The organism is Streptomyces populi, from assembly GCF_002911015.1.
Classification (GTDB): domain Bacteria; phylum Actinomycetota; class Actinomycetes; order Streptomycetales; family Streptomycetaceae; genus Streptomyces; species Streptomyces populi.
Genome location: NZ_KZ626847.1, coordinates 28,649 through 55,394 on the forward strand (window position 1 = coordinate 28,649; position 26,746 = coordinate 55,394).

The 26,746-nt window shown below is 72.3% G+C and carries 27 protein-coding genes; 10 read left to right on the top strand and 17 right to left on the bottom strand.

The window, feature by feature from the left end; translation table 11 throughout:
* Positions 1-8: 8 nt before the first annotated feature.
* Positions 9-1,262, bottom strand: coding sequence for an MFS transporter (locus tag CW362_RS06565; protein ID WP_103548412.1), 1,254 nt, complete (start codon positions 1,260-1,262; stop codon positions 9-11).
* Positions 1,263-1,410: 148 nt separating this feature from the next.
* Here CW362_RS06565 and CW362_RS06570 point away from each other — a divergent pair, with 148 nt between their 5' ends.
* Positions 1,411-2,346 (top strand): LysR family transcriptional regulator, encoded by a 936-nt coding sequence (locus CW362_RS06570; RefSeq protein ID WP_103548413.1) that lies wholly within the window; start codon positions 1,411-1,413, stop codon positions 2,344-2,346.
* 9 nt (positions 2,347-2,355) lie between these two features.
* Here CW362_RS06570 and CW362_RS06575 read toward each other — a convergent pair whose 3' ends face one another.
* The 5 genes from CW362_RS06575 to CW362_RS06595 all read right to left on the bottom strand — a co-directional run bounded on the left by CW362_RS06575 (position 2,356) and on the right by CW362_RS06595 (position 6,390).
* Entirely contained in the window at positions 2,356-2,613 is a 258-nt protein-coding gene (locus CW362_RS06575) for a hypothetical protein (protein ID WP_103548414.1), read from the bottom strand.
* Positions 2,614-2,690: 77 nt separating this feature from the next.
* On the bottom strand, positions 2,691-3,560 hold the full coding sequence (locus CW362_RS06580) for an SDR family oxidoreductase (RefSeq protein WP_103548415.1): 870 nt from the start codon (positions 3,558-3,560) through the stop codon (positions 2,691-2,693).
* A 159-nt stretch (positions 3,561-3,719) separates the two neighbouring features.
* A complete protein-coding gene (locus CW362_RS06585) occupies positions 3,720-4,250 on the bottom strand; it encodes a hypothetical protein (RefSeq protein ID WP_103548514.1) in 531 nt (176 codons plus the stop codon).
* A gap of 21 nt (positions 4,251-4,271) precedes the next feature.
* Positions 4,272-5,414 carry an acyl-CoA dehydrogenase family protein gene (locus tag CW362_RS06590; RefSeq protein ID WP_103548416.1) on the bottom strand — a complete coding sequence of 381 codons (1,143 nt, stop codon included), beginning with the start codon at positions 5,412-5,414 and terminating at the stop codon, positions 4,272-4,274.
* Between the two features lie 163 nt (positions 5,415-5,577).
* Positions 5,578-6,390, bottom strand: a complete 813-nt coding sequence (locus CW362_RS06595; RefSeq protein ID WP_103548417.1) for an SDR family oxidoreductase — start codon at positions 6,388-6,390, stop codon at positions 5,578-5,580.
* A 457-nt stretch (positions 6,391-6,847) separates the two neighbouring features.
* Between CW362_RS06595 and CW362_RS06600 the strand changes: the two genes are divergently transcribed.
* Together CW362_RS06600 and CW362_RS06605 are read left to right on the top strand one after the other, a co-directional pair.
* Positions 6,848-7,846, top strand: coding sequence for an NAD(P)H-dependent flavin oxidoreductase (locus tag CW362_RS06600; RefSeq protein ID WP_103548418.1), 999 nt, complete (start codon positions 6,848-6,850; stop codon positions 7,844-7,846).
* A 50-nt stretch (positions 7,847-7,896) separates the two neighbouring features.
* Positions 7,897-8,685, top strand: coding sequence for an enoyl-CoA hydratase-related protein (locus tag CW362_RS06605; RefSeq protein ID WP_103548419.1), 789 nt, complete (start codon positions 7,897-7,899; stop codon positions 8,683-8,685).
* A 78-nt stretch (positions 8,686-8,763) separates the two neighbouring features.
* Here CW362_RS06605 and CW362_RS06610 read toward each other — a convergent pair whose 3' ends face one another.
* Positions 8,764-9,447 carry a TetR/AcrR family transcriptional regulator gene (locus CW362_RS06610; protein ID WP_162683985.1) on the bottom strand — a complete coding sequence of 228 codons (684 nt, stop codon included), beginning with the start codon at positions 9,445-9,447 and terminating at the stop codon, positions 8,764-8,766.
* A gap of 185 nt (positions 9,448-9,632) precedes the next feature.
* Between CW362_RS06610 and CW362_RS45240 the strand changes: the two genes are divergently transcribed.
* Positions 9,633-10,211, top strand: a complete 579-nt coding sequence (locus tag CW362_RS45240; RefSeq protein WP_276313649.1) for a hypothetical protein — start codon at positions 9,633-9,635, stop codon at positions 10,209-10,211.
* Positions 10,212-10,329: 118 nt separating this feature from the next.
* Here the strand turns inward: CW362_RS45240 and CW362_RS06620 are convergent, their stop codons facing one another.
* The 3 genes from CW362_RS06620 to CW362_RS06630 all read right to left on the bottom strand — a co-directional run bounded on the left by CW362_RS06620 (position 10,330) and on the right by CW362_RS06630 (position 15,734).
* Positions 10,330-11,418 carry a glutamate--cysteine ligase 2 gene (locus tag CW362_RS06620; protein ID WP_103548422.1) on the bottom strand — a complete coding sequence of 363 codons (1,089 nt, stop codon included), beginning with the start codon at positions 11,416-11,418 and terminating at the stop codon, positions 10,330-10,332.
* A gap of 232 nt (positions 11,419-11,650) precedes the next feature.
* Entirely contained in the window at positions 11,651-14,248 is a 2,598-nt protein-coding gene (gene rph, locus CW362_RS06625) for a rifamycin-inactivating phosphotransferase (protein ID WP_103548515.1), read from the bottom strand.
* Between the two features lie 370 nt (positions 14,249-14,618).
* The gene (locus tag CW362_RS06630) at positions 14,619-15,734 is read right to left on the bottom strand and encodes a MerR family transcriptional regulator (RefSeq protein ID WP_103548423.1); all 1,116 of its coding nucleotides are present in this window, start codon (positions 15,732-15,734) and stop codon (positions 14,619-14,621) included.
* 190 nt (positions 15,735-15,924) lie between these two features.
* Here CW362_RS06630 and CW362_RS06635 point away from each other — a divergent pair, with 190 nt between their 5' ends.
* Complete coding sequence (locus tag CW362_RS06635) at positions 15,925-16,428, top strand: hypothetical protein (protein WP_162683986.1); 504 nt, start codon at positions 15,925-15,927, stop codon at positions 16,426-16,428.
* Between the two features lie 94 nt (positions 16,429-16,522).
* Positions 16,523-17,026 (top strand): hypothetical protein, encoded by a 504-nt coding sequence (locus tag CW362_RS06640; RefSeq protein ID WP_103548425.1) that lies wholly within the window; start codon positions 16,523-16,525, stop codon positions 17,024-17,026.
* Between the two features lie 110 nt (positions 17,027-17,136).
* On the opposite strand, the gene CW362_RS06645 is transcribed toward CW362_RS06640, so the two are convergent.
* From CW362_RS06645 to CW362_RS06655, 3 genes are read right to left on the bottom strand one after another with little or no spacing between them, the layout of a single operon-like run.
* Positions 17,137-17,487 carry a hypothetical protein gene (locus CW362_RS06645; protein WP_240657706.1) on the bottom strand — a complete coding sequence of 117 codons (351 nt, stop codon included), beginning with the start codon at positions 17,485-17,487 and terminating at the stop codon, positions 17,137-17,139.
* Between the two features lie 40 nt (positions 17,488-17,527).
* Positions 17,528-18,226, bottom strand: a complete 699-nt coding sequence (locus CW362_RS06650; protein ID WP_103548426.1) for a VOC family protein — start codon at positions 18,224-18,226, stop codon at positions 17,528-17,530.
* A 52-nt stretch (positions 18,227-18,278) separates the two neighbouring features.
* Entirely contained in the window at positions 18,279-18,803 is a 525-nt protein-coding gene (locus CW362_RS06655) for a MarR family winged helix-turn-helix transcriptional regulator (protein ID WP_103548427.1), read from the bottom strand.
* Positions 18,804-18,855: 52 nt separating this feature from the next.
* Between CW362_RS06655 and CW362_RS06660 the strand changes: the two genes are divergently transcribed.
* Positions 18,856-19,752, top strand: coding sequence for an EamA family transporter (locus tag CW362_RS06660; protein ID WP_103548428.1), 897 nt, complete (start codon positions 18,856-18,858; stop codon positions 19,750-19,752).
* A gap of 113 nt (positions 19,753-19,865) precedes the next feature.
* Here CW362_RS06660 and CW362_RS06665 read toward each other — a convergent pair whose 3' ends face one another.
* From CW362_RS06665 to CW362_RS06675, 3 genes are all read right to left on the bottom strand, one after another.
* Positions 19,866-20,585 carry a VOC family protein gene (locus tag CW362_RS06665; protein WP_103548429.1) on the bottom strand — a complete coding sequence of 240 codons (720 nt, stop codon included), beginning with the start codon at positions 20,583-20,585 and terminating at the stop codon, positions 19,866-19,868.
* Between the two features lie 181 nt (positions 20,586-20,766).
* A complete protein-coding gene (locus tag CW362_RS06670; RefSeq protein WP_103548430.1) occupies positions 20,767-21,030 on the bottom strand; it encodes a hypothetical protein in 264 nt (87 codons plus the stop codon).
* Between the two features lie 202 nt (positions 21,031-21,232).
* The gene (locus CW362_RS06675; protein ID WP_103548431.1) at positions 21,233-22,093 is read right to left on the bottom strand and encodes a class I SAM-dependent methyltransferase; all 861 of its coding nucleotides are present in this window, start codon (positions 22,091-22,093) and stop codon (positions 21,233-21,235) included.
* A gap of 94 nt (positions 22,094-22,187) precedes the next feature.
* On the opposite strand from CW362_RS06675, the gene CW362_RS06680 reads away from it, so the two are divergent.
* Positions 22,188-22,796, top strand: a complete 609-nt coding sequence (locus CW362_RS06680) for a TetR/AcrR family transcriptional regulator (protein WP_103548432.1) — start codon at positions 22,188-22,190, stop codon at positions 22,794-22,796.
* A 58-nt stretch (positions 22,797-22,854) separates the two neighbouring features.
* Here the strand turns inward: CW362_RS06680 and CW362_RS06685 are convergent, their stop codons facing one another.
* Complete coding sequence (locus tag CW362_RS06685) at positions 22,855-23,583, bottom strand: glycoside hydrolase family 16 protein (RefSeq protein ID WP_103548433.1); 729 nt, start codon at positions 23,581-23,583, stop codon at positions 22,855-22,857.
* Positions 23,584-23,895: 312 nt separating this feature from the next.
* On the opposite strand from CW362_RS06685, the gene CW362_RS06690 reads away from it, so the two are divergent.
* Positions 23,896-24,135: a hypothetical protein gene (locus tag CW362_RS06690; RefSeq protein ID WP_103548434.1), complete on the top strand. Its 240-nt coding sequence runs from the start codon at positions 23,896-23,898 to the stop codon at positions 24,133-24,135.
* Positions 24,132-26,660, top strand: coding sequence for an ABC transporter permease (locus tag CW362_RS06695; RefSeq protein ID WP_103548435.1), 2,529 nt, complete (start codon positions 24,132-24,134; stop codon positions 26,658-26,660). The genes CW362_RS06690 and CW362_RS06695 overlap by 4 nt, the downstream gene beginning before the upstream one ends.
* The last annotated feature ends 86 nt before the right edge of the window (positions 26,661-26,746 follow it).

A 26,746-nucleotide genomic window follows, 5' to 3' on the forward strand; every position in this document is an offset into this window, starting at 1 on the left:
GTCTCTCCTCAGGCGCGACCCGGCGCCGGTGCCGTCTCCGCCTCGGCGGTGCCGGGTGCCGCGGCCCGCCGGGGGAGCAGCAGCGGGGTCGCCAGCAGGAGGACGCCGGCCAGGGCGATGGCCGTGCGCGGGCCGAGCAGGGCGCCCAGTACGCCCCAGAGCGCGGTCAGGAGCGCGGTCGAGGCCTTGGTCGTCACCGCCCAGGCGGTCAGCACCCGGGCGACCCGGTCGTTCGCGGTGCGTTCGAGGCGGCAGGTGGAGGAGACGGGGTTGAAGACCCCGCAGCAGAAGATGAGCCCGAGCTCCACGCCCGTCACCAGCGCCAGTCCGCCGGTGCCCGGCCCCAGGAACGCCAGGCCGAGCGGCCAGATCGCGCGCAGCGCCCCGGACGCGACCAGGACCCGGTGCTGCCCGAACCGGGTGACCAGCGGCCGGGCCAGCCGCGAACCGAGCAGCCCGCCGATCGAGGGCGCGGCGAAGGCGAGGCCGTACTGCCACGGTGTGAACCCGAGCCGGCCGAGCATCAGGACGGCCAGCAGCGGCTGGGCGGCCATGACCAGGCCGTTGAACAGGGCCGTGTTGAAGAACAGCGGACGCAGCGTGGGGTCGGCGAGGACGTACCGCCAGCCGTCGAGCAGGTCCGGTGCCCGCATGCGCGCGGTCTCCCGGCGTCCGGGCCCCGGCTCGTGCCCGCCCGTCGCGCGGATGCCCAGGGCGGAGAGCAGATAGCTGACCCCGTCGGCCACCACCGTCGCCACCGGGCCCAGCAGGCCGATCGCCGCACCGCCCAGCGGCGGTCCGACGATCGTCGTCGTCCACGCCGTCGACTCGAGCCGGGCGCCCGCCACGAGCAGGTCCTCGGCCGGCACCAACGTCTTCAGGTACGCGCCGGAGGCGGCGCGGAAGGCGATGTCGGCCGCCGCGACGACGACCGAGACGAGCAGGAGCTGAAGGAAGGTGAGCACGCCCAGCGCGAACGCGGCGGGGATCGTCAGCAGCGCCGCGAACCGCACCAGGTCCATCGCGATCAGCACCGGCCGCTTGCGCCGGAACTCCACCCACGGGCCCAGCGGCACCGCCACGGCCGCGCCCACCGCGGCCCCCACGGAGGCGAGCACGGCGACCTCGGCCGGCCCCGCGTGCAGCACCCGGACGGCGATCAGCTCGAACGAGCCGAAGGCGAGCCACGTGCCGAGCGCGCCGGCCCCGTAGGCTCCCCAGAACCACCCGAACCGCCGCCCCAGCCGGTGCCCGCTCCTCACGCCCGTCCCCCCACCGCTCGCCCGTACAACCGATCCGCGCGTACAACCGATCCGCGTCCGATGGCATCAAAGCGGGCACTGTGACCAGGGATCAAACAACCGTGTGGCCGTACGCTACAACCATCGGTTGTGGAGCTAGGGTGATGACGTGGACCTCGACACCGTACGGACCTTCGTCGCCGTAGCCGACGCCGGGCAGTTCCAGGAGGCCGCCGCCGAGCTGGCGGTCACCCAGCAGGCCGTCTCCAAACGCGTCGCCGCGCTGGAGCGCACCCTCGGTGTGCGCCTGTTCGCCCGTACACCGCGAGGCGCCGAGCTGACCATCGACGGGCAGGCGTTCCTGCCCCACGCGCGCGAGCTGCTGCGGGTGTCCGAACGCGCGGTCTCGTCCGTGCGCACCGGCAGCCGTCCACTGCGCGTCGACATCATCGCCTCGCGCGGCGCGGCCTCGGGCCTGATGCGCGGCTTCCACCGTACGTACCCCGAGGTCGACCTCGACGTGGTGATGCTGTTCGACATCGAGACGGCCGTCGCCGCCATCCGGTCCGGCGCGATCGACGCGTCCTTCCGCGCCGTCGCCGTGCCCGGCCGGCCCCTCCCCGAGGACATCGAGTCCGTACGGGTGCTCGACGAACCGCTCCAGCTGCTCACCGGCCCCGCGCACGCGCTGGCGGGCGCGAGGTCGGTGACGGTGGCCGAACTCGTCGGCCACCGGATCTGGATGCCGGGCATCGTCCCCGGGACCGAGTGGGCCGCCTACTACGACGACCTCGTCGCCGAGTTCGGCCTCACCATCGAGGCGACCGGCCCCAACTTCGGCTCCGACGCGCTCCTCGACACCGTCGCCGACACCCCGGCGCTCGCCACCTTCATGGGCGGGCAGACCCGCCTTGTCTGGCCCACGGGCCACGGCCTGCGCCTGATCCCGGTGACCGACCCGACACCCGTCTACCCGCACTCGCTGCTGTGGCACCGCGACAACCCCCACCCGGCGCTGGGCACCCTCCGCACCCACCTCGCCGCCACGACGGCCGGCCACGACGCCGCCGGGACCTGGACCCCGGACTGGGTGCTCCCGCGCTGAACGCGGCTCCTACGGGCGCTCTCCGTCGTCGGCGCTGTGGTCGTGGACCCAGTTCTTGTGGGCGCTCGACCCCTCACGTCCGGGGGAGATCTTCAGTACGGCCTCGTCGTCGATCTGTTCCAGGCTGGTGATCACGTAGGGGGATCCGGTCTTCACCGCGATCCGGATGCTGCCGTTGGCGTACTCCGTCACCCGCAGCGTCCGCCCGCCGGACAGGGGGACGTCCTGTTTGCCGACTTCTCGTGGTCTCTCGTCTGCCGCAGCCATGACCGGCCCCTCGTGTCGCACGGATCGGAGGGCGTCACCTTACGCCGCCTTCGCCCGTGCCCGGCCCCCGCGGCCGGTCAAGGAGAAGGGGAGTCATCGGCCGCGGCGCGCAGGACCTGGTCCAGCGGTGTCGCCCGGTGTCCGGTGAGGTCCTCGACGGCGGTGGTCACGGTGGCGAGGGAGCCGTCGGCGATCGCCGCGTAGGTGGACACCCATGCGTCGAGCTGCCAGTCGGGTGCTCCGTACACCGCGCGGGAGGCGTACGCCTCTTCGGTCGTCTCCGGGACGTAGGAGACCGGCCGACCGCCGACGGCGGTGAGGATCCGGGCCACGTCGGCCAGGCCCAGCGCCTCCGGTCCCGTGAGTTCGTGGGTGCGGCCGGCGTGCGGACCCGGATCGAGCAGGACCGCCACCGCGGCGTCGGCGATGTCGTCCTGGGCGACCAGGGCCGCCCTGCCGTCCCCGGCGGGCCCGCGGATGGCGCCGTCGGTGCCCACGAGGGCGGGCATGAAGTCGGCGTAGAGGTTGTCCCGCAGGAAGGTGAAGGGGATCCCGGCGGCGCGGATGTGCTGTTCGGTGTGCCAGTGGTCCCGGGCCAGGGTGAAGGTCGCGTCCGGTGCGGCCCCGCAGAAGGAGACGTAGACCAGATGCGCGACACCGGCCCGGGCCGCGGCGTCGACGAAGGTGCGGTGGTCCCGGAGCCGTTCGGGGGACTCCGAGGCCGAGACCATCAGGACGCGGTCGGTGCCGCGCAGGGCGCGTGCGAGGGCTTCGGGGTCGTCGTAGGAGCCGGGTACCGCGATCGCGCCGGGCAGCAGCGGAGCGCGGGAAGGGGTGCGGGCCAGGAGGGTCTGCGCGATGCCGGCGGCGGCCAGCCTGCGCGCGACGCGCCCGCCCAGGCGGCCGGAGGATCCGGTGATCGCGTAGGTGACATCGGTGGGGGCCAACGTTCTCCTCCTCGGGCGGGTGCCGGGTGCGGGTGCCGGTCCGCCCCGGTGGCCGTCGCGGACGGGCGGTCCGCCGGGCGGGGGCGAAGCGGTACGGGACGAGTGTGGCGGTGGACCGGGGCGTCGCGCCCGCGGCCCGCCGACAGGGGTGCTCCGGTGTCACGTCCCAGGGTTCGTCAGCCAGCGGCCCGGGTGGCCGGGAGGCAGCCGGAGGTCCTCGCGCACGGCCGCGTAATAGCCTTCGCGGCCCCTGCGCTGGCGCTCCAGGAGTGCCTGCCACGCCTGCGGATCGAGGGTGCCGACGCGCTGGAAGCGTTCCATCTCCATCACCACGGTCACCCACTCCCGGGCCCGGTCCACCACTTCGCGGCTGCCCAGCATGATCAGGGCCTCTCCCGCGGGATCGCGGTCGTCGGTGGCCCGGGCCAGGAACGGTTCGGCCTCGGCCAGGGGCAGGGGGTGCGGGTGCGGGTCGTTGCCCAGGTGCGCGGCGACGCGGTAGGTGAGCGTCACCGACTTCTTCAGCGACCGCGCGTACTCGGAGTACACGGCGAGGCGCCGCTCGTCCCACCGGTCCGCGCGGTCCCGTTCGAAGCGCTCGCGATCGCTGCGGACGAGGGCCAGGTACGAACCCAGGGCGCCGATCACGACGCCCACGAGAGCGGGGAGTTGCTGAAGGAAGGCGGACATGTCCGCACCGTACACAGCGGATCAGGCGAGCAGCGAGCGTCCGATGATCTCCTTCATGATCTCCGTCGTCCCGCCGTAGATGGTCTGGACACGGCCGTCGGTGAACGCCTTGGCGATCGGGTACTCCGTCATGTAGCCGTAGCCGCCGTGCAGTTGCAGGCACCGGTCGGCGACCCGCTTCTGCAGCTCGGTCGCCCACCACTTCGCCATCGAGGCGTGGACGGCGTCCAGGGTGCCGCTCGCGTGCTCCTCGACGCACCGGTCCAGGAAGGCCCGGGCCACCGCGCACTCGGTCGCCATCTCCGCGATCTCGAAGCGGACGTGCTGGAGTTTCGCGAGCGGCCGTCCGAACGCCTCGCGCTCCTTCACGTACCGCGTGGTGATCTCCAGCAGGCGCTCCGCCCCGGCGACGGCGGCGACCGCGATCGTGACGCGCTCCTGCGCGAGGTTCGTCATCAGGTGCAGGAAGGCCCCGTCGAGCTCACCGAGCAGGTTCTCCTTGGGCACGCGGACGTCGTTGAAGAACAACTCGGCGGTGTCCTGCGACTTCTGGCCGATCTTGTCGAGGTTGCGGCCGCGTTCGAAGCCCGCCATGCCCCGCTCGACGACGAGCAGCGACAGTCCGCGCGCGCCGCCCTCGGGGGTGGTCCTGGCGACCACGATCACCAGGTCGGCGTTGATGCCGTTGGAGATGAAGGTCTTGGAGCCGTTCAGGACCCAGTGGTCCCCGTGGTCCTCCGCGGTGGTGCGGATGCGCTGGAGGTCGGAGCCCGCGCCGGGCTCGGTCATCGCGATCGCCGTGACGATCGAGCCGTCGCAGAAACCGGGCAGCCAGCGCCGCTTCTGCTCCTCGGTCGCCAGCGAGGTCAGATAGGGACCGATCATGTCGTTGTGCAGGCCGATGGCGAAGCCGGCGGCGTAGGCGCGGCCGAACTCCTCGGCGAGCACCGCGCTGTAGCGGTAGTCGGGGTTCCCGCCGCCGCCGTGCTCCTCCTCCACGGCGAGGCCGAGCAGGCCCTGCCGGCCGGCGGCCAGCCAGACCTCGCGGGAGACGATGCCGTCCTTCTCCCACTGCTCGTAGTGCGGCAGCACCTCCTTGTCCAGGAAGGTGCGGACGGTCGCCCGGAAGGTCTCGTGGTCCTCGGTGAAGATCTGGCGTCTCATGCGGAAGGCTCCTGACGGTCGAGGGGCAGGGTGGGTACGGCACGATCGAGGGACGGAGCGGGTACGACGCCCCGGCCGTGGGTGATTTCCGCGGTGCGGCCGCCGGGCCGTGCGGGCACACCACCGCCCCTCGCGGTTCCGGGAGGGGCCGGCCGCGCTCCGGTCACCGCGGGGCCGAGGCGAGGAAGCGGCCGGCTTCCTCGATCGCGCGGAGGCTTTCGAACGAGCCCCCGCCGTCGCAGGGGATCACCGCGCCGGAGACGTAGGCGGCGGCGGAGGACGACAGGAACATCGCCAGGTCCGCGATCTCCTCCGTGGTGCCGAACCGGCCCAGCGGAACACTCCTGACCGACCTGTCGCCGTTCGGGTCGTCTCCCGGCGAGAGGCGGGCCAGCCCCTCCGTCCCGGCGATCGGTCCCGGCGCTATCGCGTTCACGCGCACGCCCTTGCCGCCCCACTCCAGCGCGAGCACCCGGGTCAACTGGTCCACGCCGGCCTTCGCCGCGCACACATGGGCCTGATAGCGCACGGGGATCATCGCCTGCGGCGCGGTGATGTTGATGACCGAGGCGCCGGGGGCGAGGTGCTCGAACCCGGCGCGCATCACGTGGAAGGTGCCGTTCAGGTCGATGTCCACGACCACCTTGAAGCCGTTCGACGACAGCTCGTTCGCCTCCGCCAGGAAGTTGCCGGCCGCCCCGGAGACCAGGACGTCGACCGGCCCCCACTCCGAGCGCACCGCTTCGAAGACCTCCGCGACCGATTCCATGTCCCGCACGTCGGCCACGAAGCCGCGCACCGGGTTCCCGTGGACACCGAGCCGCTCCACGGCCGCGTCGACGTTGGACCGCTTCCGGCTGGCCACCGCCACCGCGGCGCCCCGCGCGGCGAAAGCCTCGGCGATGGCGAGGTTGATGCCGGACGTGCCACCGAACACCACCACCCTCCTGCCGCTGAAATCGAACTGGACGTCCATGCGTGTCCCTCCCTGGTTCCTGACGCGAACAGCCGCACCGCTCACGGGTGAGCAGGGGCTGCGATGACGGCAGCGTCGATCAAGCTGACAAAATAGTCAAGTCTTTGTCGAGTCACGCCCTCGGGTCTTCGGCGCGGTGCTGATTCGATTTGGCCGTGTCGTTGCGCGTCGAGCGAATCGACGATTCAGGGGAGTGGGGCTGTGATGTGCATCTCTTTGATAAAAAAGTCAGATCCCGGATCGGGTTGGGCGGGTCGCGGGAAAGTCGCTGGTCGGGCCGCTCGTGAGGCGGCCGGGGGGCGGGTGCCGGCGTCGTCCTCGGCGGGCGGCCTGCGGGCGGGCGTCCTTGTCCGATTCTGCAACGAGTTGCAGAATCGGGGCCCCGCCCCTCGCCGAGGTCCCCTCCGCCGGCCGTCACGCCGCCGAGGGCTCGACGAAAGCCGCCGAAGGACCCGCCATGCCGCTGCCCCCCGCCCTGTCACGGCCCCTCACGCTGCCCGTCGTGGGCTCGCCCCTGTTCATCGCCTCCGGACCCGAACTGGTCGTCGCCCAGTGCCAGGCCGGTGTGATCGGTTCCTTTCCGGCCCTGAACGCCCGGCCCGCGTCCCTCCTGTCCGACTGGCTGGACCGCATCACGGAGGAGAACGCCGCGTACGAGGCCGCGCACCCGGACGCCGTCGTCGCCCCGTTCGCCGTCAACCAGATCGTGCACCGCTCGAACGACCGCCTCGAGCTCGACATGGACGTGATCGTGAAGCACCGGGTGCCGATCGTGATCACCTCGCTGGGGGCGCGTCCCGAGATCAACGACGCCGTGCACGCGTACGGCGGGATCGTCCTGCACGACGTGATCAGCAATGAGTTCGCCCGCAAGGCCGTCGAGAAGGGGGCCGACGGCGTCATCGCCGTGGCCGCGGGCGCCGGTGGTCACGCGGGCACGCAGTCCCCGTTCGCCCTCGTCCAGGAGATCCGTGAGTGGTTCGACGGACCGCTGCTGATGTCCGGCGCCATCGCCCACGGCCGGTCGGTCCTGGCCGCCCTGGCCGCGGGCGCCGACCTCGCCTACGTCGGGTCGGCGTTCCTGTCCACCGCCGAGGCCAACACCCCGCCCGCCTACAAGCGGATGATCGTGGACAGCACCGCCAAGGACATCGTCTACAGCAACCTGTTCACCGGCATCCACGGCAACTATCTGCGCGGCAGCATCGCCGCCGCCGGACTCGACCCCGACGACCTCCCCGAGTCCGACCCCTCCGCGATGGACTTCGGCTCCGGCGGCAATACGAACGCCCGGGCGTGGAAGGACATCTGGGGATCCGGCCAGGGCATCGGCGCCGTCAAGCGGAGCCGGACCGTCGCCGAACTGGTCGCGGTGCTCAAGGAGCAGTACGACGACGCGCTGACCGGCCTCGGCGCCAGGACCTCGGTCCACAGGGCCCCGTCGAGGACCGCCTGAACCCCGTCTCCCGTCAGACGGTCCGCCAACGATCCAGGAACGGAACCACCATGCCGAACACCCCTGCCGTCACCACGTCCACCCGGGGAAACGTCCGGACGGTCCGGCTCGACCGGCCGGCCCGGATGAACAGCCTGGACCTGAACGCCAAGTCCCAACTCCTGGACGCGTTGCGGGCCGCGGCCGACGACCCGGACGTCCGTGCCGTGGTGCTCACCGGAACCGGACGGGCGTTCTGCGTCGGCCAGGACCTGGGGGAAGCGCGGTCCGCGGGCTACGGGCAGGCCATGGCCGACGCCGTACGGGAGCAGTACAACCCTCTCGTGCGGACCCTCCTGACGATGCCCAAGCCCGTGGTCGCCGCGGTCAACGGGGTCGCCGCGGGCGCCGGCATGGCACTGGCGCTGGCGTGCGACATCCGGATCGCCGCTTCGTCCGCGACGTTCACCACCGCCTTCGCGGGCATCGGCCTGTCCTGCGACACCGGGATCTCCTGGACCCTGCCGCGCGTCGCCGGACGGGCGGTGGCGCTCGACCTGCTGCTGCGCCCCCGGCTCCTCGGCGCGGCAGAGGCACTCGGCCTGGGACTGCTGCACCAGGTCGTCGCCGACGAGGACTTCGAGGGCACGGTCCACCGGAGCGCGGCCGAACTGGCCGCCGGACCCACCCGTGCGTTCGCCGCCATGAAGACCGCCGTCACCTTCGCGTCCGGGCCGACGCTCGACGCCGCGCTGGAATGCGAAGCGGCCCAGATCGCGCTCACCGGCGCCACGGACGACTACCGGGCAGGCTTGGACGCCTTCCTGGCCAAGCGGGCGCCCGCGTTCACGGGACGCTGATCCGTCCGCGCTCCCCGCGCTTTCGCCGTGACGGCCGACCCGCGGCGACGAACGCCGTCGCGCGGCCGCCCGCCCGCGTCAGCCGGAGGCCGTACCCGCGGAGGCGTCGACGCGATCGGCCCAGCCCTCGTCCGGCGCGCCCCGCAGCCCGATGGCCGCCGCCCACAGCCGTGAGAGGTGGTCGACCACCGTGTCCTCGTCGTACGGCTCGTCCATGGAGGACCGCGCGTGGGCGACCTGCTCGACCATCGACCCCAGCGCCAGGGCCGTCAGCCGGGTGTCCAGGTTCGGATTCGCCAGCCCCGCCTCCTGTAGGCGCCGGATGCCCCGCGTGGCACGGCTGACGTAGAACTCCCGGATCTCGAGGACCATGTGACGCACGGTCTCGTCCGCGGCCGCCCCCTGGTCCACGAGCCGTAGCACCTTGGACGCCCTGTCCCAGGCGCGCAGGTAGAGGCGGTTCGCCTCCACCAGCTTGGTGTAGGGGTCGTCGGCGGTGTCCGGCGGCACCAGGCTGGACGCGAACATCTCGCCGACGACCGACCGGACGACGTGGTGCAGCAGGTCTTCCCTGGACTCGAAGTACGTGTAGAAGGTCCCGTACGAGACGCCCGCCGCCTGGGCGACCGCTTCGGGGCTGAACGCCGACCACCCCTGCTGCTCCAGGACCTCCCGCCCGGCGAGGATCAGGCCGTCACGAGTACGCCGACCACGTGTGGTGGTCGGCGGCGTCGGAGCCGGCTTGGTCCTCTGTCGTCCCATGGCCCCATCATCGCACCCACCTGTGATCGCCTTGGGTCCGGCGGCGGCCCGGCGCCGGTCGTCCGCCCCCTCGCGGACACATGTGGGATTGCTGCGCATTCCGGCAACAAGTGTTTTTTCAGGGGTGGTCGGGAATATCCGGGGGCGAGCCGCAAGTCGATGGTTCAACAATCCCGGGGGGATCTGTGACTTTCATTCGCCGTGCCGTCACGGCCGCTGCCGCCGCCTCTGTCGTGATCGTGGTGACCTCGGCGGGCTTCGCGCTGGCAGGGGACGCGCAGCGGTCGTACATCGCCGGGGACGGCACGATCCATGGGTGCGTGAACGCGAACGGCAGGCTGCGTCTCGTCGAGCCGGACTCCGCCTGCCGCCAGGGCGAGGACTCCGTCACCTGGAACCGGACCGGCCCCCAGGGGCCCGCCGGTCCCAAGGGGGACAAGGGAGACAAGGGGGACGCCGGCGCTCAGGGGCCCGCCGGGCCCGCCGGGGCGGACGGGGTCGCGGGGGCGCACGTCGTCACCGTCACGAAGGACGTCGCCGAGCTGGACATGGTCGACGTCGAGGCGCGGTGCCCGGCCGGTGAGACCGCCACCGGCGGCGGGTGGTACATGCCCGGCGGCACCGCGATGGCGAACGGCCCGGCGCTGCACTCCAACCCGATCGTCTCCGGCGCCACACCCGTCGGCTGGACCGCCGGCTTCCTGAACGGCGCCGGCAACACGTACACCGCCGCCGTCTACGCGATCTGCGCCAAGACCGGCTGACCGCTCACCCCGGCCGGGGAAACGGCCGAGGGGCCCGGTGCCTCGCCGGACCCCTCGACGCCGGGCCCCTCGACCGCCCCCCGCACCTCGGTGCGAGGCGGCACGGTCCTGGCGGCGTTCATCCCTGGCTCTGCTGGACGCACTCGGTGACGACGTCCCGCAGGTTGCCCGTGCGCTCCCACATCCGGCGCTGCTCACGGGCGCCGGTACCCCGGCGCAGCAGTTCCGCGAGTGCCTTGTCGACGAGGTCGGTGTCGCCGGTGCGCGTCAGGGCGTCGCCCACGTGTTCCCGCAGTGTGCGCAGGACGCGTGCGGCGGGCCGGGGACGCATGGTCGTGGGGTCGAGGAGGTCCTGCTCGAGGCCGCAGCGGGCGGCTTTCCAGGCGGCGAGCCTGAGCACGTTCACGTTGTGGTCCGGTGCGGGCCGGCCGGCCCGCCAGTCACGTGCGGCCGTGTCCACCAGGGCGCGGGCCAGGGCCGCGATGAGGACGGCGGTGCCGGAGCGCAGGCACACGTCGGCCACCCGGATCTCCACGGTGGGGTAGTTCGCCGACAGGCGCGCGTCGAAGTACACCATGCCTTCGTCGAGGATGACGCCGGTCGCCACCATGTCCCTCACGCGGCGGTGGTACCGCTCGGCCGTACCGAACGGCTCCGAGGGCCCTGCCGAGGGCCAGCGGTCCCACATCCGGCTGCGGTAGCCGGCATAGCCGGTGTCCTGCCCTTGCCAGAACGGCGAGTTCGCGCTGAGCGCGGCCAGCACCGCCAGCCAGGGGCGCAGACGGTCCAGGACGGCCACGCCCTCCTCGTCGGACGCCACGGACACGTGGACGTGGCAGCCGCACACCAACTGATCGCGTGTCGCGATGCCGTACTGTTCGGCCATCCACTGGTAGCGGTCGTTCACGCTGACCGACGGGCTGACCGGCAAAGGGGAGGTCGCCAGGGCGGCGACCGCGCAGCCGATCTCACCGGCGAGGCGTGCCGCTTCCTTGCGGCACCGCACGATCTCGTTCCCGAGGTCCGCCATGTCCGACCGGGGATGCGTGGCGAACTCCAGCATCTGCCCGAACAGTTCTTTCTCGAACACGTCCTGTCCGGGGTCGTCCCGGTCGGCGTGGGCCAGGACCGCGGCCGACAACGCCTTCGGCTCCCCGGTCACCGGATCGACCAGGAGGAGCTCCTCCTCCACCCCGACGGTACGCAACGTCGTGCCACCTTCCTGCCACAGGCATACGGGACACACAGCCGTCGGCGGCCGCCGACGGCTGTGTGTCGCAAGACCCCGAATCCCCGAAAGTGCCCCCTCGGCACCTACGGCCGAGCGGTGTCGGCGTACGCCCCGGGTTCCCCGTTTGCGTACGGACGAACGTCCCCGGCCGGCCCGCCGACCGGGCGGTCTCCTCCGAGCGGTCGGCCGGGCCCCCGGGGGCCGTCGGTCAGGACAGGAGCTCGACGTACCCGTCGGCGCCGTGCACCCGGATCCGCTGTCCGTCCCGGATCAGCCGGGTGGCCCGCTCCACGCCCACGACGGCCGGCAGACCGTACTCCCGGGCGATGACCGCGCCATGGGTCATCAGACCGCCCACCTCCGTCACCAGTCCCGCGACCGCGACGAACAGCGGTGACCAGCTGGGGTCGGTGAAGGGCGTGACCAGGATGTCGCCCGCTTCCAGATCGGCCTCCTCCAGGTCGAGGACGACGCGGGCCCTCCCCTCGACGGTCCCGGCGGAGACGGGCAGGCCGATCAGGGCGCCGGCCGGCACGTCGTCGCGCCGGTACGACCCGGTGACGGCCTCACCGTCCGAGGTGAGCACCCGGGGCGGCGTGAGCGCCTGGTACGACCGGAACGCCTCCTCGCGCCGCCGGACGAGCCGGTCGTCCACCCGGTTCGTGCGCACGACGTCGTGGAACTCCTGGAACGTGAGGTGGAAGACGTCCTCCTTCTCGCGGAGCACGCCCGACCGCACGAGCCGCCCGGCCTCCTCCAGCAGGGCCCGCTTGTAGACGAAGGAGCGGCTGACGATGCCGTACTTCGGGTACTCCCGGTACCCGGCGAAGGCTCTGACCTGGTCGATCATCCGCTTGGTCGCGTCGGCTCTCCGCTCCCCGTCCGGCAGGGCCCGCAAGCGCGACAGCACCTCCCGCTCCTTCTCCCGGGCCTTCCGCAGCCCCTGTTCGAAGCGGCGCCCGGCGGCGCCCGGCTCGAAGTTCCTGACGTTGTCGAGGATCACGGGCACGAGCGTGGCGGGGCGCTCGCGCCACCGCGGCCTCGTGATGTCGATCTCGCCGACGCAGCGCATGCCGTACCGGTCGAGGTACGCCTCGATGGCGTCGCGGGCTTCGGTCCCGCCCGGCAGCTTCACCAGCTCGTCCAGGAAGTCCTCGTCCTCGACACCCCTCAGGAACGCCACCACCTCCGGATGCGGCCGGATCACGTCGGCGACGTCGAGCAGTTCGAGGCCCATCTCCGAGGTGATGTTGTCGGGGGCGGACAGCGTCAGCGTGTCAGCGGCGTTCTTCTCGCCCAGCCACTCCAGGAGCTTGTCGTTGAGCCACCACGTGGCCTCCATCCCCGCCATGATCGCCCGGATGTTCAGCGGATCACCGAGAACCCGCTTGTGCTCCTCGAAGGCCTCCAGCAGGAACTCGAACAGCGCCGGTCCGGTCTTCGTCCGGATGCCCTGCTCCAGGGCGGCCACGGACGCCCGGCTGCGTTCGATCAGTTCCGTGACGATGGCCGGATCGGCCTCGGCCGGAGTGGACACACCGGCCGCCGGCGGTTCGCCGGGAGCCGTGTCAGGGGGCGACGGGAGACCGTCCTCGTGGCCGAGGACGGTCTCCAGGGCGTCCCTGACCAGCGGATCGCCCCTCCCCATGACGTCCAGGAGCGCGGCGCGGCTCGCGGGCGAGGCCAGGCGCGGCGCCACGTCGACGAACAGCCTCCCGCCGGCCTCGTGCATCGGCACCATGGCCGTCAGCCGCCACATGGACAACCCCAGGGACTTCATGGGGTCGGTCATCATCTGCTGGTGGCCGACGGAGACGTAGAGGTGCTTCTCCTGGTCGTCGCTCTCGGGGACCGGGAACAGCGTGGTGATCGGCCGGCTCTGGACGATCCGGAAACCGCCGTCGGCCAGACACCACTCGATGTCCTGCGGGCGGCCGAAGTGCGCCTCGATCCGCCGTCCCAGCCGCACGAGTTCCACGGCCTGCTCGTCCGTCAGCGCGGGCCGCTCCCGCAGCTCCTCGTCGACCGTCACTTCCCGCGTGCCGCCGGCGGGCACGGCGTGAACGGCACGCCGCTTGGCGGAGATCGTCCTGGCGACGACCTCGCCGTCGCGCACCTTGAAGACGTCCGGGTTCACCAGGCCGGAGACGAGGGCCTCGCCGAGGCCGAAGCCGGCGTCCACGGTGGCGACCTTGCGGTTGCCCGTGACGGGGTCGGCCGTGAACAGGATCCCGGACGCGTCCGGGAAGACCATCCGCTGCACGACCACGGCCATGCGGACCGTACGGTCGTCGATGCCGTTCCGTCGTCGATAGGTCACGGCGCGCTCGGTGAACAGCGACGCCCAGCACCGGCTGATGTGCCGGAGGACCTCCGTGGGCCCCACGACGTTCAGGTAGGTGTCCTGCTGGCCGGCGAAGGACGCCGTCGGCAGGTCCTCCGCCGTCGCGCTGGAGCGGACGGCGTACGCGGAACGCTCGCCGAACCGGGTGAGCGCGCGGGTGATCGCCGCCGCGAGATCGTCCGGGACGGCGACCTCCTCGACGGCCCGGCGGATCCGCGCGCTGAGCGTCCGGACCGCCTCCCGGTCGTCCGGGTCCACGCGGGACAGCCGGTCGAGCAGATCACCGGCCGACGGCGCTTCCGCCATGACGCGCCGGAAGGCGTCCGTCGTCACACAGAAACCGTCCGGCACGCGGACGCCTTCGATCCGCGACAGCCCGCCCAGATGGGCGCCCTTGCCGCCGACGACCGCGCCCTGCGTCTCGTCGGTCTCCTGAAGATCCAGCACGTACCGCTCGCTCATCGCGAAGCCTCCGAGGCCGCCGTGCTCCGTCGTACCGCGGTGTCCGGTTGAGTCACCGGCGCCTCCCACTCTGTCGAACCTCTTGTCGGGCACGTCCCCATCCCTGATCGTCTTCCCGCCGGTGTGCCGCCCGGCCGCTCCGCCGGTCGGGCGGCACGCCTCCGCGCCTCCGCGGGTCGTGGCACAGGCCGACGATTGTGCGCCGTGACGGGGGCCTTGCGGCAAGACCCCCGGTGCGCTATACGTTGAGAGAGGCAAGGAGAGGGCTCTCCTTGCCTTCGCCATGTGCGGTCCGGACGGACGCACTTTCCTCTCCCGGCCTTCTCCCGCGGCGCGATGGCGTACGGGGTGAGGGAACGCCTCGTCGGGTTCAGGCGACGAGCAGGCGGAGGCCGAGTTCCGCCGTGTCGAGGGCGACGATGTCGCGGTTGCGCTCGGCCCACCGGCCCGAGGACAGGTCGTCGCGGAGGCTGTCCACCGCCCGCCGCTCGGCCTCCGGCCCGACCCTGGTCCACACCGACACCGCGCGCCGCACGGATTCCTCCAGGTAGGCCTCGGGCCGGCGCCAGTAGGCCTCGAAGAAGCCGTCGGCGCAGTCCCACGGAATCAGCACCGGCTCCGCCCGCCCCCCGATCGCGCGGGTCAGGTCGGCCAGCGAGGGCCAGCCGACGAGCAGGTCGGCGAACTCGGGCAGGTAGTCGCGCGCGAGCCAGAACCGGTCGCGCCAGTTGGCGTCGCTCGCGTCGTACGTGACCACCACCACGCGGCGGGCCACGCGCCGCATCTCGCGCAGCCCGGCGATCGGGTCCCGCCAGTGGTGGACGGTGCTGAAGGCCATCGCCGCGTCGAAGGTCCCGTCCTCGAACGGGAGGCTCTCCGCCTCGGCGGCCACGCACGGTGCCGCGCCCGCGGGACGCTGGGCCCGCATGACCGCCGACGGCTCCACCGCGGTCACGTCACGGTCCGGGGGCTCGTAGGAGCCCGTGCCGGCGCCGACGTTCAGCACCGTGCGCGCGTCCCCGAGCGCGTCCCAGACCCGCGCGGCGATCCGCGGCTCGGTCTGCCGCGTGGCCGGGTAGGCGGATCCGATGGTGTCGTACAACTGGGCTCCGAACATGGTCAGTTGTTCCTCCGGTGTCGTCCTGATCCCCATGGCCCGTGCCTCCAGTTCCTTGTCGATCGCCGTCACCATGGCGGCGGCACGGTCGCGTTGTTCCAGCAACAGGCCGCGCAGCCGGCGCAGCCGCGCGACCGCGTCGGTGGCCGGGTCGTCGACCAGATCCGCGATCTCCCGCAGTCCGAAGCCGAGCCGCCGGTGGGCGAGCACCTCCCGCAGCCGCTCCACGTCGTCCGCCGAATAGGCCCGGTATCCGCCCGCGGTTCGCGCGGACGGCCGTACGAGGCCGATCTCGTCGTAGTGGTGCAGCGTGCGGACGCTCACGCCGGCCAGCTCGGCCACGCGGCCCACGGTCAGGTGTTCCTCCATGCCGCCGACGATGCGGCATGACGCCGCGTGAGGGTCAAGGGCACGGTCCCGGGGCCGTGTGACGTCGTTACCGGGTTGTGCAACTGTTCCGCTTCCGTGCCGACTTGGCAGGGGACGGTGGGGTGAGAGGGGTGCCCTGGTAATTTGGCACGTCCGGTCGGGGCAGGACGGGTGTCGAGGGGGCAGGGACATGCGACGTGGTGGGAACGAGGCGGAACTCGGTGCCAGACGCGGGAGTTACCCGATAGCGGGCGTCACCGGGACGCTGCTGCAGATGTTCCGGCGGTTCGCCGTACTCTTCTGTCTCATCCTGCTGGGATTCAATATCTACAAAGGGCCCGACGGCGAGCTCTCCAAGGGACTGATCGCGGCGGCCGTGATCCTCGGTCTGGTCGGCCTGCGGGCGGCGTGGGGATGGACGTCCGTGCGCCTCGGGGTGCGCGTGTGCCACATCCACACCGGCGGTCTCGTCGTCACCGGTCTGTTCGGCCAGGTGAAGCACGTCGTGCCGTGGGACCGGATCGCCGTCCTGAAGCACATGTCCAATCTGACGCCCCTGCTCACCTTCCACCGGTTCGATCTGGTGCGCACCGACGCCAAGCCGGTGGCGATCCTCGTCCTGAAGGCGAAACCGGAGTTCGTGCCGGCGCTGAAGAGGGCGACGGAGCTGGCCGGTATGCGCGAGGAGGGGTGAACGGCCGCGATCCGGAGCCCAGGTGACACCCGGTCATGTCGATGAGCCATGTTCCTCTTCCCGCCCCGCGGGCCGGTGGGTCACACTCGGGCGTATGGACGCCATCCCGCTGAGCCAGGGCGACCTGCGCTGGATCTTCCCGGAGGTGCGGGACCCCGGCACGGTCCGTGGCGCTCTGTCCGAGGCGGACGCACAGGTCCGGGCCCTGGCCCGGCACCTCGGTCTGTTTCCGGGCGGGGTGGGCGGCGGCCTCGAGTTCCACCGGGTCGAGGGGATCGTGGTGGCGGGTCTCTTCGGCGCCGCCGAGGCGGAGGGACTCGCCTTCACCGCCGAGCTGTACTTTCCCCGCCGGTGTCTCTGGGACCTTCGATGGGGTCCTCCCTGGGAGGTCACTGCGGAGGTCATGGCCGTGTGCGACCAGGTGCGGGAATGCGGCGGCCACATCCTCGCCGAGAGGGCGGAGACCTTCACGACACCGCTCGAAGCGGCCGGAGGACTGGTGGAGGCGACGGCCTGGCTGCTCGAACGCGGGATCACGGAACCTCCGGCCTCGTGGCGGTCCCGGGACGGTGCCCGTTGCCGCGGCGCGACCCCGTAGGACACGGCCTCACGCCGAGGGGCGGCCGCCCGCCGGTCCGCCGCGTGCCACGGGGCGCCGGGGCCGACGCCCGGGCGAGACGGATCCGCACGATGCCCGGCCGGGCTCGATCACCCCGGCTCGGGGCGCGCGCACGAGGTGTTTCCGGAGGTGCCCGGACCGTCCGGTGACGAGACACCCGGCGCCTCGTCACCGACGAGGAAGAGCCTGAGGCGGCACTCGTCCTCCGCCTCGACACCCACCTGCCGCCCCCAGTGGGCGGTGAGACGGTGGGCGACGTCGACCAGCCGCCGGCGGTCCTCCCGGGTGTACGCGGGGTACCGCGCCCATCCCTCGTCGGCGATCCTGTTGCCGAGCTCGGTGAACAGCAGGGCCCGGAAACGCGCTTCCTCCTCGGTGGTGAGCGGTTCGGGCGCGTCCTCCGCGGGCCGCGTCCGGACGTTGTACAGGTCTCGTACCACTGCTCGGCCCGCCCTCTGCTCCAGATCCGTTCGCGCGAGCCTACCGGCCCCCGGCGAGCGACTCGGGGGGACCGGCCACGCCGACGCAGGCCTCGTTGCCCTCGGGGTCGGCCAGTACCCAGTTCGACGGGGCGTCGGCGTCGCTCACCAGACGGCCGCCCGCCGCCAGGGCCGCGGCGATCCGTGCCTCGGCCTGGTCGTAGGGCACCCACACGTCGACGTGGACGCGGTTGCGCCGGGGCCGTGGGGCGTCCATCCGCTGGAAGGAGAACGGCGCCCCGCGGCCGCCCGGGTCGACCAGGTCCTCGTCGCTCTTCGCGCGGTCCCGGTAACCGAGCAGGGCGCGCCAGAACGGCACCACGTCGGCGCCGGAGAGCGCGTCCACGGTGATCTGGACGGTCTGGACGGCGGACGGGTCGGCCGGGATGTCCAGCGAGCGCGCGATCGCCGAGATCTGCCCGGCGAGATCGATGTGCCGCTCGGTCAGTCCGTAGTAGTCGTCCGTGAGCGTGATCAGTCGTACGGTCACACCCTCCCGGCGAAGGTCGACGTCCGGGTGGTCGTCGACCACCCCGGGCAACTCGCTGATGGCCCGGACGAGTCGGGCCCCGGCCGCGAACGATCCGGTACGGAAGTACGCGCACGCACCTTCGCCGAGCACACGCCAGTCCTCCAGACCGGCGGTCTCGTGGAAGCGGCGCGGCCTGATGTGGCCGGTTCTGTTCTTTTCCTCGATCATGCCGCCAACTTAGCGGGCCACTCGGACAACTTTCCCGACCTCCTGGGCCCGGTCACCCGCCGTCGGGAACGCGCGGACGCTCGACCCGGGAGAGCCAGGCGGTGAGCAGCGTTTCGAGCGACTCGGCCTCGGCCGGCGTCAGCAGGTCCAGCAGGCGGCGTTCGTTGCGCATGTGGTCGGTGAAGGCCCGGTCGATCAGTTCGCGCCCGGGTCCGGTGAGGGCGACGATCCGGCCGCGCTGGTCGTCGGCGGAACGGCGGCGGGTGACGAGTCCGGCCCGCTCCAGACGGTCGATCCGCTTGGTCATCGCGCCGGTGGTGACCATGGTGTGCGCGGCGAGTTCGCCGGGTGCCCGTTCGTAGGGTTCACCGGCGCGGCGCAGCGCGCACAGGACGTCGAACTCGCCCTCGCCCAGACCGTAACGGTCGTAGACGAGGCGGAGTTCCTCGCCGAGCCGGTCGGCCAGGCGGTGCAGCCGGCCGATCACTCCTTGCGGGGCGATGTCGAGGTCGGGTCGCTCGCGACGCCACTCCGCCTGGATGCGGGCCACGCGGTCCAGAGGTTCACCGTGCTCCATGCCTGGCATTGTAGCTTCCCGGGAAGTTATATTGTCTTCCATGGAAGCTAATATGCGATGGGTGGCGCTGACCGCGGTCGCGCCGGTGGCCTGGGGGACCAATTACTTCGTGACGCACGAGTACCTGCCGGCCGACCGGCCGCTCTACGGGGCCGCCCTGCGGGCGCTGCCCGCCGGCCTCGTCCTGCTCGCCGTGCGCAGACGACTGCCGCGCGGTGCGTGGTGGTGGCGTTCCGCGGTGCTCGGGCTGCTCAACATGAGCGTGTTCTTCGTCCTCGTCTACGCCGCTTCCCAGCTGCTGCCGACGAGCGTGGCCTCGACCGTCATGGCGGTGGCCCCGCTGACGATGATGCTCATCGCCTGGCCCCTGGTGTCCGAGCGGCCGCGGACCGCTCACCTGGCCGGCGCCGTGATCGGACTCGGAGGGGTCTGCCTCATGCTGCTCGGGGGCGCGGGAGGCGTGAGCGTCGCGGGGGTCCTCGCCTCGGCCGCCGCCATGCTGGTGTCGTCCTTCGGGTACATCCTGGCCAAACGGTGGAACACCGGTGCCGACGTGCTCGCCTCGACCGCCTGGCAGCTCACCGCCGGAGGCGTGTTCCTGCTTCCGGTCGCCGCGGCCGTGGAAGGCCGTCCTCCCGCGTTCTCCGGGCAGACGCTCCTGGCGTTCGGCTACGTCACCCTGATCGCCACCGCGCTGGCCTTCGCGGCGTGGTTCACCGGGCTGCGGCACCTGCCCACGGGGACCGTCGGACTGATCGGACTGCTCAACCCCGTCACCGGCGTACTGCTCGGCACGGTGGTCGCCGAAGAGGCGCTGACCGTGCAGCAGCTCGGCGGACTGGCCCTGGTCCTGGCCGGAGTCGTCCTGGGCCGGCCCGGGCGCGCGGACCGGCGGAGCGTCGCCCGGGCGGCTTCCCGCACCTGTCCGACGCCTGTGCGCAACGAGTGATCCTGTGGCGCGCGTCCGCGGAGAGTGGTCCTCCCACGGGACGGCGCGTGCCGCCCGCCGGCCGGGCGACGACGTGGCGCCGCAGGCGTGGGGCGAACGCCTGACCGGGGGAGCTACCCCCGCCGCAGGGAGAACTCGTTGCCGTCGGGGTCCAGCAGCAGGACCCGGCCGCCGTGGTCCTCGCCGGTGACGGTACGCGTCGCGCCGAGCGAGACCAGACGGTCGACCTCCGCGTCCCGGTCGGCGTCGGCGGGGAGCGCCAGCTCGAAGTACAGCCTGTTCGGGCCCGTTGTCGGTGCCACCGGGGGGCCACCCCAGGTGATCTTCGTACCACCGTTCGGCGACTGGACCGCGGTCTCCTGGCCCTGGTCCCAGACCAGTGGCCACCGCAGCGCCTCGCTCCAGAAGTAACCGACCTCCTGCGTACCGTCGCAGGCCAGGGCTCCGATGGCTCCGGTGTCGGCGAGGAACTTGTTGCCCGCCTCGATGACGCAGAACTCGTTGCCGTCCGGGTCGGCGAGCACCACGTGCTCCTCTTCGGGGAGTTGGCCCACGTCGATGTGGCTGCCGCCGAGTTCCAGGGCCCTCGCCACCGTCTGCCGCTGATCCTCGGGCGAGGCGCTCGTGAGGTCGAAGTGCCCCCGGTTCGGGCCGGTCTTCGGTTCTCCGCCCGGCAGGAAACGGATGCGGAACCCGGTGGCGTCGGGCGGCAGGACCGCGGCGTCGCCGTCGGGGCCGTCGGCCGGCTCCCAGCCCAGGACGCCGGACCAGAAGCGCGCCAGTTCCGAGGGCCGGGTCGCGTTGAAGCAGATCGCGAACAGTTGGCTGCTCATACCCCAGGCATCTCCGATCCGCTGACGGTCGATTCGACGTCTTGCCCTGTGCGCGCGTGCAGCCTAGGGGCGGTCGTGCGGTGTCCGCATCCGAGTTTCCGCCGGAAGGAGGCCGGGGCACGGGCGGGGCGCGGATCTGTCCGGTGGGGCTGCCGACGGCAGGTCTGAGCGGGTGGCCGGGTCAGAGGGGCAGGTCGTGGTCGATGAGCGGGTGTCCGCAGGTGCTCCTCCTGCACGTGCCGAGCGGGCCGCCGTGCTGGAAGTCGGGGCACGGGCAGGACAGGCAGGGGATGTGTTCCTCGAGGCCCGGCTCCCAGCCGTGAGCCGTCAATCGTGCTCGGGCGGCTTCCTGAATGCTGCGTCTGTGCTCGTCGAGTTCGCGGAAGGCGGCCTTGTTCTCTTCGAAGGCCTTCTTCTGGGCCTCTGTCAGCTCGTCCTTCTTCATGGTGCCTCCGGAGGGGGAGATGGCGGCGAGAGGGCTGCTTGATCCCTACGATCACGATGGCCCGGTGGACGCCCGCTCGCACGTCGGGCGCGAGGACCCCGTCGCCGGAGGCACCGGGGGCCGTTCCGGTCCGTCCGGCAGGGGGCCGCCCGTACCGCCGCGACGGGCGGGCGCGGCCTTCCCCGCCCGCAGGGGTTCCCGTTCACCGGCGCACGGCCGTGACCAGCCACGCCCCCGTCCGCATGAGGACACCCGGCCCCTGTTCGTACGGCGTGAGGGCGGCGGAGAGCGCGGCCCTCGCACGGCTCGCCCCGTCCCCGTGGTCCGCGGAGTCGAGCAGCTCCACCAGATGTCGCCCGGGCCCGGACCCCAGCAGGTGCTCGGCGGCGTCGTCGGCGTCCCGTCCGAAGTTCCCGAGCGCGTCGACGGCTTCCGTGCGTACGCCGTCGAAGCCGGCCCTCGTCAGAACCTCTCGTACGACGACCGGGTCGGCCAGCGAGAACATGCCGGGGCCTGCGGAGTCGCCGGACGCCTGCGGCGGGGAGGTCGGCGTCGCGCTCACGGCGTCGTACACCAGGGCCCACTCGCTGCGGGCGGGGTCCGCCGTGCACACGAAGGCGAGCCGTCCGCCGGGGCGCAGCGCGCGGGCGATGTTGCCGAACGCGGCGACCGGATCCGCGAAGAACATGATCCCGAAGCGGCTCACGGCCACGTCGAAAACGGCCTCGGGCAGGGGATGGACCTGGGCGTCACCCCGCTCGAAGCCGATGTTGGCCAAGCCCTCCTCCGAGGCCAGCCCGCGCGCCCGGTCGAGCATGGGGCCCGACAGGTCAAGGCCCAGTGCCGATCCCCGGGCGGCGGTACGGGCGGCCAGCCGCGTGGTCGAGCCGGTCCCGCAGCCGACGTCGAGCACACGGTCCTCCGGGCCGACCCCGGCCGCGGCGAGGAGGGGCTCGTCGAAGCCCTCGTTGATGGCGTTCCAGCGGTCGTGGTGGTCGCTCCAGTGCCGGCCCTCGTCGCCGTTCCAGGCCTGGGACTGTGCGGTGTTGACGAGCTCGCGCATGGGACTCCTCCTGCCGGGGAGCTAGTATGGGCGTCTGCCCATACCAAGGTATGAGCGTTTGCCCATACTTGCAAGCGTCGCCCGGGAGGACCCGATGTCACCACGCGGAGTAGCGATCCCCGATGTCAGGGAGCGGCTCTTCGCCGCGGCGGAGCGGGTCCTGGCCCGGGAGGGCACGGCCGGACTGACCAACCGATCCGTCACGGAGGAGGCGGGCTGTGCGAAGGGGCTGCTCTACAACCACTTCGCGGACCTGGACGACTTCGTGACGCAGCTCGTCCTGGACCGGTTCGCCCGGATCGCCGCGGAGGTCGGCCCGCTGCCCGGCCGGGCGGGCAGCGGTACCGTGCACGAGAACCTCGCCGCCGCCGCACTCGCGATGCTCGGCACGAGCGGCCCCGCGATCGCCGCGGCCGCCCTCTCCCGCCACGAGGTCGCCCAGAGGGTGGCCCGGTCCTGGGCTGACGGCGCTCCCGGACCGGGCGCGGTCGAGGGCGCGGTGACCCGCTACCTCGAGGCCGAACAGCGGCTGGGCCGAGTGACCCCGGACGCCGACTGCCCCATGCTGGCCCTCGCCCTGGCCGGCACGGTCCACCACCTCCTGATGCACCCGGGTCCGCAACCGCAGGACAGTGCCCCGCTGATCCGCCGTCTGGTGGCGGCCCTGGTGCCCGCGCCGCCCGGGTCCGTGGCGGCACTCTGAGCGGACCGCTCTCCCCGGTCCTCGCGCGGCTCGCGGCGCACGGTCCGGCGGTGACGGATCAGGGGTAGTACGGGGTGTACGTGATCGAGGAGACCTTGAGGTAGCGGGCGCCGTCCGCGGTGGCCCAGGTCGAGGAGTCCGGGTTCCCCGGCCAGTCCCCGCCGACCGCGGTGTTGACGATGAAGTGCATGCCGACGCCGGGTGCGGTGGTGTACCACTTCGTCCCCTGGAAGGCGCCGTCCACCCAGAAGTCGATGTGATCGGGCCACCAGCTGAACGCGTAGACGTGGAAGCTGTTGGTCCAGCCGGACGCGTTGTTCGCGGACCACTGGGTCTGGGCGTTGTCGGTGTCGTGGAAGGTCTGGTACACGGTGTCGGGGTTCGAGCCGACGATCTCGGCGGCGTCGAACTCGGGGAGCCAGGGGTTCAGGTAGGCCGCCCACACCGCGGGGAGCAGACCCTGCCCGTTGGGCATGTTCGCGGTGAAGCTGTAGGTGCCGTAGCCGTAGAGGGCCTTCGATTCCACGCGGCCGGAGTAGTAGACCCCGCCACCCGCGTCGTAGGTCTTGATCATCAGGGTGTCGCCGTCGTACCAGACGCAGTTCGGCGTGTACGTCTCCAACTCGTTGTTGGCCGTCCATCTGCCGCTGATGACGTTCCAGGAGTTGACGGTCTGCGGCGCGCCCCAGGAGCCGGCGTGCGCGGGTTGCTGGGCCGAGAGCAGCATCACGCAGGCGGCGAGCACGGTGAGCATGAACCACTTGGGCCGTAAGGGGATCGTCGTCATCGGAGCTCCGTTGCTCGATGGGGGAGACACGGCGTGGGAGCGGTCCCACGTCTTCATCCGGAACGTAGGACTTTGTTTAGGACCTGACAATAGGAGCGGCATAGATTGCCGTTTGTGTTCTGAACGTGAACGAAAGGCCGTGCCGCCTTCGCGGCCGCCCGGCCCCACCGGGAGGACCGGCGCCGCCCGTTCCGGCACCGCCCGTTCCGGCGGCGACCGGGACCGTTGCCCGCCCGGGTGGGGTTGACCCCCCGTCGTAGACGCCGGTCCGCCGCAGTGCACAGGAACCTGCGCGCGGACGACTGTGTACGCATGGCACAGGAACCCGCGGCCGTCGGACCGCATGCGCCCGCCGGACAGGCCCCGGCGCCTCCGCCCGGCCCGGTCGAACTCGCCGATCTCGCCGCGCTGGAGGTGCTCGCGCACCCGCGGCGGCAGCGGCGCGTGCTCCGGCACCTCACCCCGCACGGCCCCGCACGCACCGCGCATTCACACACCGCGAATCCGCCCGTCACGAATCCGCCCACGACGAAGAGGACCGATCCCTCATGATGCTGCGCTACGCCCTGAAGTCGGTCCGTGCCCGCAAGGCCGCGTTCTTCGGTGCCTTCCTGGCCCTGATGTGCGCGGCGGCCCTGATCACCGCCTGCGGCACCCTCCTGGAGACGGGCTTACGCGGGTCGATCCGCACCGAGCGGTACACCGCCACCCCCGTCCTGGTCTCGGCCGACCAGAACGTCCACCGGACCACGGTGAAGCACAAGAAGGGCAAGACCAAGATCAAGCACAAGGCGAAGCCCATCGCCGAGCGGGCCTGGCTCCCACAAGGTCTGGCGGACACCCTCGCGCACACCCCGGGCGTCGCCCGTGTCGTGCCCGAACTGACCTTCCTCGCCCAGCCGTTGACGGCGAACGGCACGGGCGGCCGTACCGCCTACGGGCACGCCTGGGACTCCGCCGCCCTCACGCCGTACAGGCTGACCGCGGGGAAGGCGCCGAAGAGCCCGACCGACCTCGTCGTCGACCCGTGGCTCGCCGGACGGGCCCGGCTGGAGGTCGGCGACCGGCTCACCGTCCAGTCGACGCAGGCACCGCGCACCTACCGCGTCTCCGGGATCGCCGCGCCGACCGTCGACGTACGGCACCAGACGTCGCTGTTCTTCTCCACCGAGGAAGCCCGCAGGCTGGCCGCGCACCCCGGGAAGGTCACCGCGTTCGGCCTGTTCCCCGACCGGGGCACGGACACCGGACGGCTGCGTTCCGCCGTGGCGCGGACACTGCGGGGCACCGGCGCGCAGGTCGGCAGCGGGGATTCCCGCGGGGCCGTGGAGTTCCTGGACGCCGCCGCGGCCCGCACCAAGCTGGTCAGCCTCGGTGGTGCCATGGGCGGCACCTCGCTGCTGGTGGCCGTGCTCGTGGTCGTCGGCACCTTCGCACTGACCGTGCAGCAGCGCCACCGCGAACTCGCCCTGCTCCGCGCCGTCGCCGCGGGCCCGGGACAGATCCGGGGCCTGCTGGGCCGTGAGGCGCTGATCGTCGGTGCGGTCGCCGGCCTCACGGGGGCCTTGCTCGGGCTGCCGTTGGGCGGCCTGCTGCACAGCAGGTTCGTCGCCATGGGGGCCGTCCCCGCGACGCTTCGGCTCACCGTCGGCGTCTTCCCCGTGGTCGCGGGCGTCGTCGCGACGACGGCCGGAGCCTGGGCCTCCGCCCGGGTCGCCTCCCGCCGGATCACCCGGATCCGTCCGGCCGAGGCGCTCGCCGAGTCCCGCACCGAGCCCGCGCGGCTTCCGTGGGGACGTGTCCTCGCGGGACTCCTCCTGCTCGCCGGCGGTACGGTCCTCGTCGTCGTCCTCACCTCCCTGCGCACCGAGCCCGCGTCGACACCGGTCACCTTCCTGGCGGTCGTGGTCCTGTCCACCTCCGTCGCGCTGCTGGGGCCGCTCCTGGTCAAGGCGGCCGTGCTGCTCCTCGGCGGCCCGCTGCGGCTCATCGGGCCGGGCGGCCGGCTGGCCACGGCCAACCTGCGCGGCAACGCCGCCCGCATGGCGTCCGTCGTCACTCCTCTCACCCTGCTCGTCGGCATGACCTGCACGGTCCTGTTCGTGACACCCACCCTCGGCGACGCGGCCCGCGCCCAGGCCCGCGAGGGCGTGCGCGCCGACCAGGTCGTCGTCCCGGCCGGCCCCGGCGTCCCGGCCGAGGCCGCACGGCGGCTGCGCGCCCACCACGACGTGGCCACCGAAGTGGTGCGTACGACCGTCCGGGTCGGCCTCGACAAGTACGCCGCGCAGGGCGTCACTCCCGCCGGGCTCACCCGCACCTGGGACCCGGGCGTCACCGCGGGATCCCTCGACCGGCTCACCGACCGCACCGTGGCCGTGAGCGAACTGGCCGCCGACCAGCTTCACTTGAAGCCCGGCAGCACACTGAAGCTCACTCTCGGCGACGGCACGCCCACCGAGCTGACCGTCGCCGCCGTCTACAGCAAGGGGCTCGGCTTCGGGGACCTCACCTTCACCCACGACCTGGTGGCACGCCACGTCGACAACCCCCTCGCCGCCGTGGTCCTCGTCAGCACGACCCGTACGCGGACGCAGATCGCGACAGCGCTCCGTGACGTCCCCGGCGCCCGCGTCGTCTCCCCGCGCACCGCCGACCACCTCCAGGCGCAGCGGCAGCAGGCGAACGCGGAGGTCAACCACCTCGCCATGGGGCTGGTCCTGGCCTTCACCGCCATCGCCGTCGTCAACACGCTCGCCATGTCGGTCTCCGAACGCGTCCGTGAGTTCGCCCTGCTCCGGCTCGCGGGGGCCACCCGCCGGCAGGTGCTGCGCATGCTGCGGACCGAGGCGCTGTCGGTGGTACTGCTCGCCACCGTGCTCGGCAGCGGCATCGCCCTCGCGGTCCTGACCGCGTTCAGTGTCGGCATGACCGGTCGCGCGGCCCCGTCCGTCGCTCCGCTGCTGTACGTCGCCGTCGTGGCGGTCGCCGGACTCCTCGCCCTCGCCGCCACCGCCCTGCCCGGACGCGCGGCACTACGGGTGCGCGCGGTGACGGTGGCCACCGCCAAGGAGTAGCGCCGGGCTCGGGGACCGAGACCCTGCTCCTTCGGTCAGGGCCTCGCCGGGCCCTTCGACGGCCGGGGCCCCGGAGAACGGCTCCG

What these genes read in the sequence shown, in the direction of transcription:
- CW362_RS06575 (WP_103548414.1), bottom strand. Translation starts at nt 2,613, where the DNA reads ATGGCTGCGGCAGACGAGAGACCACGAGAAGTCGGCAAACAGGACGTC.
- CW362_RS06585 (WP_103548514.1), bottom strand. Translation starts at nt 4,250, where the DNA reads ATGTCCGCCTTCCTTCAGCAACTCCCCGCTCTCGTGGGCGTCGTGATC.
- CW362_RS06590 (WP_103548416.1), bottom strand. Translation starts at nt 5,414, where the DNA reads ATGAGACGCCAGATCTTCACCGAGGACCACGAGACCTTCCGGGCGACC.
- CW362_RS06595 (WP_103548417.1), bottom strand. Translation starts at nt 6,390, where the DNA reads ATGGACGTCCAGTTCGATTTCAGCGGCAGGAGGGTGGTGGTGTTCGGT.
- CW362_RS06600 (WP_103548418.1), top strand. Translation starts at nt 6,848, where the DNA reads ATGCCGCTGCCCCCCGCCCTGTCACGGCCCCTCACGCTGCCCGTCGTG.
- CW362_RS06605 (WP_103548419.1), top strand. Translation starts at nt 7,897, where the DNA reads ATGCCGAACACCCCTGCCGTCACCACGTCCACCCGGGGAAACGTCCGG.
- CW362_RS06610 (WP_162683985.1), bottom strand. Translation starts at nt 9,447, where the DNA reads ATGGGACGACAGAGGACCAAGCCGGCTCCGACGCCGCCGACCACCACA.
- rph (WP_103548515.1), bottom strand. Translation starts at nt 14,248, where the DNA reads ATGAGCGAGCGGTACGTGCTGGATCTTCAGGAGACCGACGAGACGCAG.
- CW362_RS06630 (WP_103548423.1), bottom strand. Translation starts at nt 15,734, where the DNA reads ATGGAGGAACACCTGACCGTGGGCCGCGTGGCCGAGCTGGCCGGCGTG.
- CW362_RS06635 (WP_162683986.1), top strand. Translation starts at nt 15,925, where the DNA reads ATGCGACGTGGTGGGAACGAGGCGGAACTCGGTGCCAGACGCGGGAGT.
- CW362_RS06640 (WP_103548425.1), top strand. Translation starts at nt 16,523, where the DNA reads ATGGACGCCATCCCGCTGAGCCAGGGCGACCTGCGCTGGATCTTCCCG.
- CW362_RS06650 (WP_103548426.1), bottom strand. Translation starts at nt 18,226, where the DNA reads ATGATCGAGGAAAAGAACAGAACCGGCCACATCAGGCCGCGCCGCTTC.
- CW362_RS06655 (WP_103548427.1), bottom strand. Translation starts at nt 18,803, where the DNA reads ATGGAGCACGGTGAACCTCTGGACCGCGTGGCCCGCATCCAGGCGGAG.
- CW362_RS06660 (WP_103548428.1), top strand. Translation starts at nt 18,856, where the DNA reads ATGCGATGGGTGGCGCTGACCGCGGTCGCGCCGGTGGCCTGGGGGACC.
- CW362_RS06665 (WP_103548429.1), bottom strand. Translation starts at nt 20,585, where the DNA reads ATGAGCAGCCAACTGTTCGCGATCTGCTTCAACGCGACCCGGCCCTCG.
- CW362_RS06670 (WP_103548430.1), bottom strand. Translation starts at nt 21,030, where the DNA reads ATGAAGAAGGACGAGCTGACAGAGGCCCAGAAGAAGGCCTTCGAAGAG.
- CW362_RS06675 (WP_103548431.1), bottom strand. Translation starts at nt 22,093, where the DNA reads ATGCGCGAGCTCGTCAACACCGCACAGTCCCAGGCCTGGAACGGCGAC.
- CW362_RS06680 (WP_103548432.1), top strand. Translation starts at nt 22,188, where the DNA reads ATGTCACCACGCGGAGTAGCGATCCCCGATGTCAGGGAGCGGCTCTTC.
- CW362_RS06685 (WP_103548433.1), bottom strand. Translation starts at nt 23,583, where the DNA reads ATGACGACGATCCCCTTACGGCCCAAGTGGTTCATGCTCACCGTGCTC.
- CW362_RS06690 (WP_103548434.1), top strand. Translation starts at nt 23,896, where the DNA reads ATGGCACAGGAACCCGCGGCCGTCGGACCGCATGCGCCCGCCGGACAG.
- CW362_RS06695 (WP_103548435.1), top strand. Translation starts at nt 24,132, where the DNA reads ATGATGCTGCGCTACGCCCTGAAGTCGGTCCGTGCCCGCAAGGCCGCG.